Origin of the sequence: Methylobacterium sp. 13MFTsu3.1M2 (assembly GCF_900112625.1) — a bacterium.
Taxonomy (GTDB): Bacteria; Pseudomonadota; Alphaproteobacteria; order Rhizobiales; family Beijerinckiaceae; genus Methylobacterium.
In genome coordinates this window covers 1-11284 of sequence record NZ_FOMM01000040.1, presented here as the reverse complement: position 1 = coordinate 11284, position 11284 = coordinate 1, and the positions used below count along the sequence as shown (strand labels likewise).

Annotated in this window: 15 protein-coding genes; 11 read left to right on the top strand and 4 right to left on the bottom strand. The window is 64.5% G+C overall.

Annotation, left to right across the window (positions count from 1 at the left end):
• The first annotated feature begins 284 nt into the window (after window positions 1-284).
• The 4 genes from BM314_RS28005 (at window position 285) to BM314_RS27990 (ending at window position 2228) form a co-directional block, all read left to right on the top strand.
• Window positions 285-1160, top strand: a complete 876-nt coding sequence (locus tag BM314_RS28005) for an ImmA/IrrE family metallo-endopeptidase (protein ID WP_244540070.1) — start codon at window positions 285-287, stop codon at window positions 1158-1160.
• Between the two features lie 129 nt (window positions 1161-1289).
• Window positions 1290-1541 carry a hypothetical protein gene (locus BM314_RS28000; RefSeq protein ID WP_091981790.1) on the top strand — a complete coding sequence of 84 codons (252 nt, stop codon included), beginning with the start codon at window positions 1290-1292 and terminating at the stop codon, window positions 1539-1541.
• Between the two features lie 253 nt (window positions 1542-1794).
• Entirely contained in the window at window positions 1795-2052 is a 258-nt protein-coding gene (locus BM314_RS27995; protein WP_053622063.1) for a hypothetical protein, read from the top strand.
• Window positions 2049-2228 (top strand): hypothetical protein, encoded by a 180-nt coding sequence (locus tag BM314_RS27990; RefSeq protein ID WP_091928744.1) that lies wholly within the window; start codon window positions 2049-2051, stop codon window positions 2226-2228. The genes BM314_RS27995 and BM314_RS27990 overlap by 4 nt, the downstream gene beginning before the upstream one ends.
• 125 nt (window positions 2229-2353) lie before the next feature.
• Here BM314_RS27990 and BM314_RS27985 read toward each other — a convergent pair whose 3' ends face one another.
• On the bottom strand, window positions 2354-3259 hold the full coding sequence (locus BM314_RS27985; RefSeq protein WP_244540069.1) for a metal-dependent phosphohydrolase: 906 nt from the start codon (window positions 3257-3259) through the stop codon (window positions 2354-2356).
• 279 nt (window positions 3260-3538) lie between these two features.
• On the opposite strand from BM314_RS27985, the gene BM314_RS27980 reads away from it, so the two are divergent.
• From BM314_RS27980 to BM314_RS27970, 3 genes are all read left to right on the top strand, one after another.
• Window positions 3539-3721: a DUF3606 domain-containing protein gene (locus tag BM314_RS27980; protein WP_003600567.1), complete on the top strand. Its 183-nt coding sequence runs from the start codon at window positions 3539-3541 to the stop codon at window positions 3719-3721.
• A gap of 95 nt (window positions 3722-3816) precedes the next feature.
• Window positions 3817-4476, top strand: coding sequence for a hypothetical protein (locus tag BM314_RS27975; RefSeq protein ID WP_244540068.1), 660 nt, complete (start codon window positions 3817-3819; stop codon window positions 4474-4476).
• 270 nt (window positions 4477-4746) lie between these two features.
• Window positions 4747-5552 (top strand): IS5 family transposase gene (locus BM314_RS27970; RefSeq protein ID WP_091981788.1). Its coding sequence is split into 2 segments (ribosomal slippage): window positions 4747-5077 and window positions 5077-5552, totalling 807 coding nucleotides; the frame shifts between segments, so codons are not numbered across the junction.
• Between the two features lie 6 nt (window positions 5553-5558).
• On the opposite strand, the gene BM314_RS27965 is transcribed toward BM314_RS27970, so the two are convergent.
• On the bottom strand, window positions 5559-5849 hold the full coding sequence (locus BM314_RS27965) for a hypothetical protein (RefSeq protein WP_139237895.1): 291 nt from the start codon (window positions 5847-5849) through the stop codon (window positions 5559-5561).
• Window positions 5850-6325: 476 nt separating this feature from the next.
• Between BM314_RS27965 and BM314_RS30315 the strand changes: the two genes are divergently transcribed.
• Window positions 6326-6772, top strand: a complete 447-nt coding sequence (locus tag BM314_RS30315) for a hypothetical protein (protein WP_139237894.1) — start codon at window positions 6326-6328, stop codon at window positions 6770-6772.
• Window positions 6773-7144: 372 nt separating this feature from the next.
• Here BM314_RS30315 and umuD read toward each other — a convergent pair whose 3' ends face one another.
• A complete protein-coding gene (gene umuD, locus BM314_RS27960; RefSeq protein ID WP_091981783.1) occupies window positions 7145-7597 on the bottom strand; it encodes a LexA family protein in 453 nt (150 codons plus the stop codon).
• Window positions 7598-7794: 197 nt separating this feature from the next.
• Here umuD and BM314_RS27955 point away from each other — a divergent pair, with 197 nt between their 5' ends.
• Window positions 7795-8046 carry a hypothetical protein gene (locus BM314_RS27955; protein ID WP_091981780.1) on the top strand — a complete coding sequence of 84 codons (252 nt, stop codon included), beginning with the start codon at window positions 7795-7797 and terminating at the stop codon, window positions 8044-8046.
• A gap of 431 nt (window positions 8047-8477) precedes the next feature.
• On the opposite strand, the gene BM314_RS27950 is transcribed toward BM314_RS27955, so the two are convergent.
• Entirely contained in the window at window positions 8478-8675 is a 198-nt protein-coding gene (locus BM314_RS27950) for a hypothetical protein (protein WP_091981778.1), read from the bottom strand.
• Between the two features lie 224 nt (window positions 8676-8899).
• Here BM314_RS27950 and istA point away from each other — a divergent pair, with 224 nt between their 5' ends.
• Complete coding sequence (gene istA, locus BM314_RS27945; RefSeq protein WP_091981776.1) at window positions 8900-10399, top strand: IS21 family transposase; 1500 nt, start codon at window positions 8900-8902, stop codon at window positions 10397-10399.
• Complete coding sequence (gene istB, locus BM314_RS27940; RefSeq protein ID WP_280142576.1) at window positions 10396-11130, top strand: IS21-like element helper ATPase IstB; 735 nt, start codon at window positions 10396-10398, stop codon at window positions 11128-11130. The genes istA and istB overlap by 4 nt, the downstream gene beginning before the upstream one ends.
• Window positions 11131-11284 lie beyond the last annotated feature (154 nt).

Genomic DNA, 11284 nt, shown 5'->3' with positions numbered 1-11284 from the left:
CTGACTCGTTTGCTCCAAAGCGGAATGACGGCTCTCGGCCAGATTTCGTCACGCTGGATCGACGTCGCGCGCAGAACCGGACATTCGACTTGGCGCCCATCCCGGCGATTTAGCTGACTGTGGCGACTTCCCGTAAGCGGACGTTGCAAGCTACGATCAGCCAATAGCGCTGCGCGGTGTGCTTCAGGCCGCATGCACGCGGTCTGAGTCGGATCGCGGGTGCGGGGCGGCCTGATGGATCGACTCCGGAACGGGAAGGGGCTGCGCGGATGTCGGTCAGCAGGGTGGACCTCGTGGACGCGGGCTCGCCGGAGGCGCTCGTCAAACGCATCCTACAGGCCGAGCCGAACCTTCCGGTGCCCGTGCCGATCCAAGAGCTGTGCGCACGACTCGGCATCCTCCGGATCGAGGACCTCGACACCGACGAGTTCGAGGGTGGCCTCGTTACCGACGCGAAGCGATCTGAAGGCACCATCCTCGCCAAGCGCGGGGGCGAACCGCGGCGCCGCTTCACGATCGCACATCAACTCGGCCACTTCCTGATGGTGCAGCACGTCCCGGATCAGCCCGGGCGGTTCCTGTGCAAGAGCTCTGACCTGCTCCGCGTCACAGCGAAGGAGGGCGATCAGCGGCAACGCAGGGAGGTCGAGGCCAACCGCTTCGCCGCCCTCATGCTGATGCCTCCGCACCTGCTGCGGGGAGCGATGGCGGCCTTTCGTGAGCCGGATCTGGAGCACGTTCTTGTGCTCACGCGCGACTTCGCGGTCGGCAAGGAGGCGGCGGCTCGGGCCTACGTACAATACCATCCCGAGCGGATCGCCATCGTCGTGGCGGGCAACGGCCGGGTGCAGCGGTGCTACCGGAGCCTCTCCTTTCCCGCCATCATCTGCGCGGTCGGCAGCCCGGTCCCGACAGGCTCGCTCTTTCACAGCAGCCCACATCGGCCGAACATCGTGAGCGACACCGCCGCGTGTAGTCCCGATCTCTGGATCGATGTGAAGCGCGACCTCCGCGCGCCGGACCTCTATGAGCAGGTGTACCGTCAGCAGAAAGGCTTTGCGATGATCCTGCTGAGTCTGGACGCTGTCCCGGAGGAGAGCGCTGAGGAGCGCAGGCTGAATGAGGGCTGGCGTCACCGCTTCCACTCGGGGCGACGGTAGGCAAGATCCGGCTCTGACGGAACAGCCCTGACGGCCCTAACCTACTGCTTCGTCAGAGCGGGCCGTACCGCCGTCTCATCGCTGATCCGGCGCACTCCCGAGGTCGGTAGGGGAGCAATGAGGTCATGTATGGCGGGAACTGACGACAGCCTTCGGCCGCTCCTCAGCCAGACCGCGGCAGAGGAAGCGTTCCTCGACCGTGTCGGCCTCACCGAGGACGCCGAGCTGAACGCGACGGGCAGCGCGCCTGCGACGTCTCCTGCCGTGTCGTTGATGATCACGAACCGTCAGCGGGCGGCGCTTCGTGAGCTTGGCTTTTCCGAAGAAGCCATTCGGCAGATGACGCCCGCCGAGGCGCATGGGAAGCTGGGATTGGCCTAGCCGCCGTCCCCACAGCGCATATTAAGCGCTTCGAGGCGCCTGCCGACCTCATCCAAGAGCGGCATACGCTCAGCATCTGGCTCCTTCGCCGCCGATAACCGCCGACAGCCGAGTGCTCGTATATTGGGGATGGTGGCGCCAAAACCGGCGAAAAGGCAGGATCGACCCTGGATTTTGTTCCTGTTTTGTTCTAAATGGCTTCACGGATCGAGCCCCTGTTCAACCCCTCGGTTGCTCCGAGCTACCCCGTGTCATGGCCGATACCGAAATCCCGCCACTCAGTCCCGACGACGCCAAGCTGATCCGCAATGAGCGGGCGAAGCTGACGGCGATGTGGGTCAACGGGGTCGCAGTCGCCTCCGTGGCTGTCGGCGGCATCTCCCCGTCAGTGGCAATCTTCTCGGGCACCGCCAGCGCGCTTACAGCCAGCGCTCTCCTGGTTGGTTGGAGTCTCCTGGCAGGTATACTACATCTGGTGGCTAGACGCCTGCTCGGAGCCCTGCGCGCGTGAGCCTGACGCTCGCACAGATGGTTGTTCTTTTTCTCGGCCCGCTCGTCCTGGCGACGATGGTCGCCGTCGTCCTGTGGCTGACGCATGAGAGAGAATCCGACCGCCTCAAGCGCGCTGAAGCGGATCGCGCAATTTGGCTCAAATATCAAGACGAGCAGAAATTGCCCGGAGAGTAGTTTCTCTTCCTGTCTGTTGGTCCGCCAACGTATATAATTAATCATCCGATTTCGCAACACAGCGAGTTTTTCTTGGCGGTTGGTGTAGCTTTCTCGAGGAGTTGCGAGGATTGATCTTGCGTGGCTCAGCCCGGGTGCGGTCCCATCCGGCGGCGGTCATGCTCGATGGCGAACACATGACTGTAGAGGTTCGCCACCCAGCTCCTCCCCTCAACCGTGAGATCGAGAAAGCGGATCGCGTCCCCGATGACCGGTTCGATCTTGCCCCAGAAGAACGCCGGGTATCGCTCCGCGAGGTCCGCCGGGTTCGCATAGCCGAACTGGTCAGCCAGGCCGACCTCGGCGAACTCATGGAACAGCGCATTCAGTTTACGAGGGTAGAGCGGATCGCCAAGTTGCCCGATCAGGTCAGCCGCACGCATCACGCCGGCTTCGGTCCCGGTTTCCCGGTGCTCGTCGTCCGCAGGCACGGGGAAACGGGTCAACTCGATGGCGCGGATCACCCGCTGCGCATCGACGACGTCATTCGTGCCGAAGCGCTCCTGCACTGCCAGCTTCGAGCGCTCGATGTGGTAAGGTGCCAGCGCTGCATCGGACGCGCCTCGTGGCAGACCGATGGTGATGCCCTGCGCGTCGATGACGAAGGCGTTCGCCCGGTCGCCTGAGCAGACATCACGCACGTAGCCGATGTCATGGTACAGGGCCGCCAGGATCATGAGCAGCCAATCCTCCGGCGTGATGCCCTTGTCGAGGAACGGGCCGCGCAGGATGTCCTGAGCGACGAGGGTGACGAGAGCGGTGTGGTCGCCGTCATGGTCGAGCGCATCGCTGCCGACGATCCGCTCGATGGTGAGACGTGCGGACGCCTCGATCACCTCGGCAAAACGCTCGCGACTGCCGAAGGTGCGCTGATAGGTTAAAGCGAGATGCTCGCCGAGCGCGTCGGCCAGCATCTTCGTCAAATCGAACATGACCGGTATCCCGCACATCGAGCAAACGCCGATTTTGGCTGTCGTGTCGGTCTGCATCATGACATCAAGTGAGCGGCAACCCATATCGGGAACTCGCCCTCTGAGCGTCGAGGCATCAAGCTCCGGGTAGGCTCGTATGATTCCACAGCCGCTGTAGCCGCGCTCGCTCTCTAGCTCAGCCGATATCATTAAGCGCCGTTTCGGCCGCCTCAACCGGAGGCCGAAGCACCAGTCAGGCTAGGCCGCCGTTGCGGTTCCTCGCATCCCTTTGCCCGCCTCACTGTCAGGTTGGTTTAGACCCTTCCCAGATCACGTGAAACCAAACCCATAGGATTTCCCATGGCCGGCCTTAAAGATAAACGTGGCTTCATCGACAAGGATCGACTTGATCTGTCGGAACGCAAGGCTGTCGAGTTTTGGATGAAGCGCTGGGGCGTCACGCAGGACCAGCTCACGGCGGCGCATCGGAAGGTCGGTCGAATGACAAAGGATATCGCCGCCGAGTTGGGCAAAAAGCGTTAGGGGGCGCTCGCCACAACAGGGTAGCTCCTCAGGGGACGTTGTTGATGGATAGGCCACACCCTGATCGTGTTCGGACCAGCGCCCTGGATTTCTGGTTGGCCCGAAGCGCCGTCGCCTGCGTCGCCGCCCTCCAACTGCTCGTTGTGAACGACTTCTCGCTCGGGCCGCGCTGGCTTGCCCCGACGCTCGAACTCGCGCTGCTGGTGCCACTCTCGGCCGCCACGGCCTGGAACCAGGGCCGGGCGCGGCGCGCCACCACGGACGCACACTGGGCCGAGGTCCACCGCCACCATCGCCTGATCCGCAGGATGGCACTCTTCATGACTGCGCTGGTCACCGTGACCAACACCGCCGCCCTCGCAGCCCTGGTCCAAGCCCTCCTAAACGGCAAGGCAGCCGGCGGCCCGACCTTGCTGATCGATGCCCTCAACATCTGGGGCACTAATGTCGTGATCTTCGCCCTGTGGTTCTGGACGACAGATCGCGGTGGTGCAGCTTTGCGCGGCCATCCGAGTGCGCGGGATCCGGATTTTCTGTTCCCACAAATGACGCTTCCGCAGCAGGATGCGGCAGCCCCGTTCGTGCCGAGGTTTGTAGACTATCTGTTTCTGGCCTTCACCAACGCCACCGCCTTCTCACCCACTGACACGCTGCCGCTGACGCCGCGTGCGAAATTGCTGATGATGGCTGAGGCGTTGATCTCCCTGCTTACTGTGGCCCTTGTCGCCGCACGCGCCGTCAACATCCTCGCATAGTCAGGCCGCAGACCTCGATGGGTACTACGACGCCGGATCAACCGATCGCCCGTTGGAAACGAGCCGACCTCCTCCGGGTTGGCCAAGGCCACCCGCAAAGATGATCCGGCGCATGAACGTCTGGCAGCTCATCGCCCACGATCACGCCTACCTCGCGCATCTGATCGCAGAGAGTCGGTACACTTTCGGTGGGTCGGCGATCCACGACCGTGAGAGGTGCTGGGCGGCTTAGAGCCTCTAACAAAACTGGGTTTCGCGCGTTGAGGGGAGATGGCGAGACCGCTCCTTCCCGATGGCCTGTGGGCCGAGATCGCACCGCTGCTTCCGCCTGAACGGGCCAAGCCGAAGGGCGGTCGGCCTCGAACCTCCGACCGCGCGGCACTGACGGGGATCCTGTTCGTGCTGCGCTCGGGCACGCCGTGGGAGCTGCTGCCCCGGGAGATGGGCTGCGGTTCGGGGATGACCTGCTGGCGGCGCTTGCGGGATTGGCAGAAGGCCGGAGTGTGGGACCGTCTGCAGCACGCGCTGCTCGACCGGCTCGGTCGCCAGAACGGCATCGACTTCAGTCGAGCTTCCCTCGACAGCGCCTCGATCGCCGCCAAAAGGGGGGCCCGGCGACGGGCCCGAACCCAACCGATCGGGGCAAGCCGGGCACGAAGCGCCACATCGTCACCGATGCGAAGGGCATCCCCCTCGCTCTGAAGCTGACGGGGGCGAACGTCCATGACAGCCGGATGCTGGAGGCGGTCGTGGATGCCATCCCGCCGATCCGCTCATGCTGGGGACCGCCGCGCACGCGTCCCTCGAAGCTGCACGCCGACAAGGCCTACGACCATCGCCGCTGTCGTCAGGCGCTGACCCGCCGTCGCATCCAGCCCCGCATCGCCCGGCGCGGGATCGAGAGCAGCCAGCGGCTGGGACGTCACAGGTGGGTCGTCGAGCGCACGCTGGCTTGGTTCGCTCAGTTCCGTCGCCTCGCCATCCGCTACGAGCGACGGGCCGACATCCATCTCGCATTCTCGACGCTGGCGACCGCCCTCGTCGTCTGGCGCTTCATCGAACGATGGTTTTGTTAGGTGCCCTTAATCGATGAGCTTGCCGCTCATGCCGAGGCGTTGGAGGCCAGTCTCTATGCGCCGCTGCGCCACCTGGATCGGACACGCCAGCTCGCCGAGGACCTGCACCATGAGCATGCGCAGTTCCTCGGGCAACTTGATGCTCTCGCGAGATCGCGGCAGGGCGGCTTTTCCTCGCAGACGGGTATGATCCTCGACGTCGCTCTGATCGGTCAGCACCTCCGCCGTTACACTCAGGAGCTGATACCGGCGGCTCAGGAGCTTCTCTCTCCGGCGCAAGTCGATGTCGCCGCACACGTCTCCGTTCGTGCGAAGATGCAAACTCTGGAGGCACGGCATGGTCGCAGATCCGATAAACTGACGTTAGCCAGAATTGCACGGGCCTGCGCCGTCTGCGCTGCTGCAGCCGGTATCGGCTACCTTGCTGGGCGTTCGGCCTCGGCCAAAGGGCGGAAGCTTCTCGTTACATCCATGCGTTGAGATCGCTCCGCAGCATAACCGCTAAGTCTATCCGGCGCAGACGCGCTGGGTAGAGATTGAACGGCTGCATCCATGCTGTGAGTTCGATGAGCGCGGCTTGAGGCGCAGCGGCGCGACTGACCAGGCGCAAAGCGGCGGCGTCCCGATTTCTGCAATTCGCGATACATCCTCAACCGCCCGATGATGTGCGCCGTAAACAAGCATTAACTCTGCGCGGGCATCGTTCTGTGCCTGATCGATTAGCCGTTTGGACCGACGGGGTCCGCCCACTCGAGACGGGAGACAACCGGTCCATGCCTCGCCTGCTCGAACTGCTGCGCTGGAAACTTCAGGTGCTTTTTGCATGGAAGCCGACACGTGCTCAGTTGCTACCCCTGATCCTGGGGGTTTACGCCCTAGCCGGTTGGGGAGCCTATGCGAATAAAGCTTCAGCCAACCGCGATCTCACCACTCAGGTCAGCCTCCTTCAGACGGAGCGAGACGGGTTAGTGAGCCGTCAGAAAGAGTCGAAGCAGGCGAGCATCGAGCTCGTTCGTGAGTGGCAGGGCAAACTCGCCTCCGCCCGCGCGGAACTCGGCCAAGCTATCGCGGCTCGTGACGCAGCGAAGGGGCAGCTAGCCGGTTCACAGCGTGAGCTTATCGCTTCGAAGAAGCGCTTCAATCAAGCTCGTGATCGAGTATCCGAGACGGGAAGTATCAAATCGGCCGAGACCTCAAAGAAGGCCGCGAGTAAGCCATAGACCCGCTGGGTCGGCCTTTGGCGTGATGAACTCGGACTCACGCTGTTTCCTTTGTGGACTAAGCTTCAGGAAGTCTGGTTGGGACGCCGTGCCGAGGCCGCGGCTACCGTGTGTACGAAGAGCTGGCTGCCGGGCTCGCCCGCATTGAGGTCCGCCGTCAGCACTCCTGAGACAGATTGAGGGTCTTCACGAACAGAGGATGGCTGGTTCATCGTAGCCCCCGGGAGCGAAGATGAAACAGACGTCCGGGCCGGCGCGGAAGCTGGCAGAAGCCGTGATCAAGGACAGGCGACCCGCGCGCTGGAGCAACTGGAGGCCGAGGGACTGGCTTACAGCGTCATCCGCCGGACGCGGATCCGGTGGCGCTCCGCGTCACGTCATGTGACCCCGAGCCACGTGCCAGCGGATCGAGAAGCGGACCACGCCCCAGATCGCGCCCTCACCGCACTCGTCGACCGCGAAGGCGGGCAGGTCCGGGTTGCAGAAAGCGAGCCGGGCGACGTTGCCGTCGATCACGAGGCGCTTGCAGCTCATCTCGCCGTCGATCGCCGCGACGACGATGCTGCCGTAGCCCGCCTTGAGGCTGCGGTCGACGCAGGCGAGGTCGCGGTCGTAGATGCCGGCGCCCTCCATGGACGAGCCGGAGATGCGCCACAGGAAGGTGGCGGGTGGGTTCGGCACAAGCCAGCGCGGCAGCTCCAGCGCGCCCTCGAGGGAGTCGTCGGCGGGGGATGGGAAGCCGGCACACAGGGCCTGCCCAATCAGCGGCACGCGGACAGCTTCAGGGCTGTGGATCAGCAGCTCGTCGATCCGGTTGAGGTGCACCCGCCGCTCCGCCGTGTTAGAACGAATACGGAACAAAGCTGATGGACTAGCCGGGTTCAATCTGCGCGCGGAATGTTTCTTTCCGGCCGGTGGACGAATGTGAACTCGGGCCGAAATTGTCAGTCGCGGCGGAGTATTACGCGCCTCGCGCGGTCGGCGATGAGCGTTTGACATGTCAGGGCGAGCTAGAGACGACGATGGCGATGAAGACGGCGTTCGTGGTGCAGCCCTTCGAGGTGCACCGGAAGCGGCTGCGGCCAGCCCGGCAGGAGCCGGCGCAGACCGAGAGCGGGGCGGTGAAGAAGGCCGAGAACCTCGCGAAGCGGATGCCGGGCGCGGCGGCGCTGAAGGTGGTGGCCGACGACGAGACCGGCGAGCTCGAGGGCGTCACGATCCTCGGCCAGTGGGGCGAGATCCCCCACGACTTCGCCGAGAGCCTGCAGAGCTGATCGTCAGCTGCTTCCCTTCACCGCCAACTGTCAGGCTGTCTGCTCACAGACCCAACTGACCTTCGCTTGGTAGCCACAAGGCCGCGATCTTCGCTTTGGAGGAAAACTCGGTTGCAAGGCGCGGCTCGCTCACGCGCACCCTATGCTGCCGATATCAACCTGACATGACGCTTGGGTAAGATTTTAGCTATGAGGTTGCGCCTCGCGTTAAACGCCGTCGCTCTAAAGTTGCATCTATGCGGAGGACGACGATGACGCGGCTCAAGTTTGATAAGGCATGGGCGCTCGTGCTGCTTGGTACAACACTGACTGCTGGCACATTCACAACTGCAATTATTCGTCTTGTACAATCGCTTAACTAGAATAAATTCTCACAATGCCACAGTCTCCGTCGTGATGACGCGCGTTATATGATAATTGTCGACGTAAGTCTAGATCAGACTGCTTGATGACGGGGCGGCTAGCGTCTTCCCGGCTCGGGTGACGAGCTTCGAGAACGCCAACGCGGCGGCCGACGCCTGCGCCTCGGACGGAAACGTCCGGTCCGATTCCATCACCGACAGATGCGAGGCGTCGAGCAGCACCCAGGTCCAGAGGTGGCGGCCGGTGGATCGGATCTCAAAATGCATGGTCGGCTCGCTATGCGAGTGGACATACCGGCACCTTGCGCCCGGAGAAGACTCGCCGCGTTATTGGCTTGGCCTATGCAGCATCCTGCGCCGGCTCACATCGGGCTTGCCTGTGTTTAAGCGTGGAATAAGGACCCCGTTTTTGGGGTGATCGGCGTCCAAACGGGACCCCAGGACAACTCATCCAGACTGCCTCTCGTGTTCGAACGGGAGGAGCGCGGGGGATGTTTGTCGTGGAGACGATCGCCAAGATCCGCCGCGCCTTTTTCGTGCAGCAGAAGCCGATCAAGCAGATTTGCCGGGAGCTGAAGGTCTCCCGTAAGGTCGTGCGGAAGGTGATCCGCTCTGAGGCGACCGCCTTCCGCTACACCCGCACCAGTCAGCCCGCGCCCAAACTCGGGCCATGGCGGGAGGCACTCGACGGGATGCTTCTGGCCAACGCCGGCAAGGCTCCCCGCGAGCGGCTGACCCTGATCCGTGTCTTCGAGGCGCTGCGCGGGCTCGGCTACGAGGGCGGCTACGACGCGGTGCGCCGCTACGCCAAGGGGTGGAGGCGCACGCGCACCGCCGTGACGGCCCCCGCCTTCGTGCCGCTCGTCTTCGCCCCGGGTGAGGCCTACCAGTTCGATTGGAGCCACGAGATCGTGCTGATCGGCGGCACGACCACGACGGTCAAGGTCGCCCACGTCCGGCTCTGCCACTCGCGCATGTTGTTCGTGCGGGCCTACCCGCGCGAGAGCCAGGAGATGGTGTTCGACGCCCACGACCGGGCGTTCGCTTTCTTCCGCGGCACCTGCCAGCGCGGCATCTACGACAACATGAAGACCGCGGTGGAGACGATCTTCGTCGGGCGCGAGCGCGCCTACAATCGCCGCTTCCTGCAGATGTGCTCGCACTACCTCGTCGAGCCGGTGGCCTGCACCCCGGCCTCGGGCTGGGAGAAGGGCCAGGTCGAGAACCAGGTCGGGCTGGTGCGCGAGCGGCTGTTCACCCCGCGCGTCCGGGTGAAGAGCTACGACGAGCTGAACGCCCTGCTGCTCGATGGGGTGATCGCCTACGCCAAGGCCCACCCGCATCCCGAGCAGTCGGATATGACCGTGTGGCAGGCCTTCGAGGCCGAGCGAGCGGCGCTGGTACCCTATGCCGGTCGCTTCGACGGCTTCCACGCCGTCACCGCCTCGGTGTCCTCGACCTGCCTCGTGCGCTTCGACAACAACCGCTACTCGGTGGCCGCCTCGGCCATCGGCCGTCCGGCTGAGGTGCGAGCCTATGCCGAGCGCGTCGAGATCCGGCAGGACGGCCGCATCGTCGCCGAGCACGCCCGCGTCTTCGGCCGCAACCAGACGGTGTTCGATCCCTGGCACTACGTCCCCGTGCTGGCCCGCAAGCCCGGCGCGCTGCGCAACGGCGCACCGTTCAAGGACTGGGTCCTGCCCGCCGCCCTCGACCGGGTCCGGCGCAAGCTCGCCGGCTCTGCCGACGGTGACCGGCAGATGGTCGAGATCCTGACCGCCGTGCTCGGCGATGGCCTGCCCGCGGTGGAGGCCGCCTGCGCCGAGGCGCTGCGCGAGGGCGTGCACTCGGCCGACGTCATCCTCAACATCCTGGCTCGCCAGCGCGAGCCCATCGCACCGGTGACCCTCCTGACGCCCGAGGGTCTGCGGCTCCGCCATGAGCCCGTCGCCGACTGCGCCCGCTACGACAGCCTGAGGAGAGCCCCATGATGGAACGTCAGCACATCCTCGCCACCATGGGCGAGTTGAAGTTGTTCGGGATGAAGGCTGCCTACGACGAGATCATCAAGGTTGCGGTGAAGCGAACCCACGAGCCGCAGCAGATCGTCGGCGACCTGCTTCAGGCCGAGATCAGCGAGAAGCAGGCGCGCTCGATCCGCTACCAGATGACGATCGCCAAGCTGCCCCTGGCCAAGGACATCGCCGAGTTCGCCTTCGATGGCACTCCGATCAACGAGATCCTGGTGCGCGACCTCGCTGGCGGCGAGTTCCTGGCCCATCAGCGCAACGTCGTGCTGGTCGGCGGCACCGGCACGGGCAAGACCCATCTCGCCATCGCGATCGCCCGGGCCTGCATCCGAGACGGGGCACGAGCCCGGTTCTACAACGTGGTCGACCTCGTCAATCGGCTCGAAGCCGAGGCGCGTGCCGGCCGGCAGGGCCGCATCGCGGACCATCTCGCCAGGCTCGACCTCGTGGTGCTGGACGAGCTCGGCTATCTGCCGTTCGCGCAGTCGGGCGGGCAGCTGCTGTTCCACCTGATCAGCCGTCTCTACGAGACCACCTCGATCGTGGTCTCCACCAACCTCGCCTTCGGTGAGTGGCCGAGCGTGTTTGCCGGCGACGCCAAGATGACCACGGCGTTGCTCGACCGGCTCACACATCACTGCGAGATCGTCGAGACCGGCAACGAGAGCTGGCGCTTCAAGAACCGCGCCTGAGGTCGGCTCGTACCCCGCGCCTCCAGGATCCCTGCTCAGCCCGGCTGCGCTACCCCGACCCGCTCCGCCGGGCTGACCAGGGGCGTCACGCCACGCTCACGATGGGGTCCCGATTGGAAGCCGATCCGGGGTCCCGTTCCAATGCCGTTTGACA